The following is a 383-nucleotide window of genomic DNA, read 5'->3' on the forward strand; positions in this document are numbered from 1 at the left end:
GCTTGGCGGTTTCGCCGACGAGAACTTCGCCATCCTTGGTGAATGCGACCACCGAGGGGGTGGTGCGCAAGCCCTCAGCGTTGGCGATAACGGTGGGTTCTCCACCTTCAAGTACGGACACCACAGAGTTAGTGGTTCCGAGGTCGATGCCTACTGCACGTGCCATGTGGGTTGTTCTCCTTCAGAGTTTGTGATCAAGTTCAAAGACTTGAGTCTCATTGGCTCAAGTATTCACCTCGCCGAAACCGGTGTCAATTCCTGCAGCCCAAAGTTGAGTCACTTGCGCTCAACTCTCAGGTTGAACTGCGACCTCGCCTCCTGCGCGACACGTCCGCCCTCCGCTGCGCTGTGACCAGCGGAAACAAATTCGGCCACAAAGCGTC

Annotated in this window: 1 protein-coding gene; it reads right to left on the reverse strand. The window is 56.7% G+C overall.

The features are described 5' to 3' along the window. Window positions 1-166: Hsp70 family protein (locus tag JF66_RS22735; protein ID WP_156110001.1), on the reverse strand; the 166-nt coding region annotated here is incomplete at its 3' end. Window positions 167-383 lie beyond the last annotated feature (217 nt).

Origin of the sequence: Cryobacterium sp. MLB-32 (genome assembly GCF_000738085.1) — a bacterium.
Classification (GTDB): domain Bacteria; phylum Actinomycetota; class Actinomycetes; order Actinomycetales; family Microbacteriaceae; genus Cryobacterium.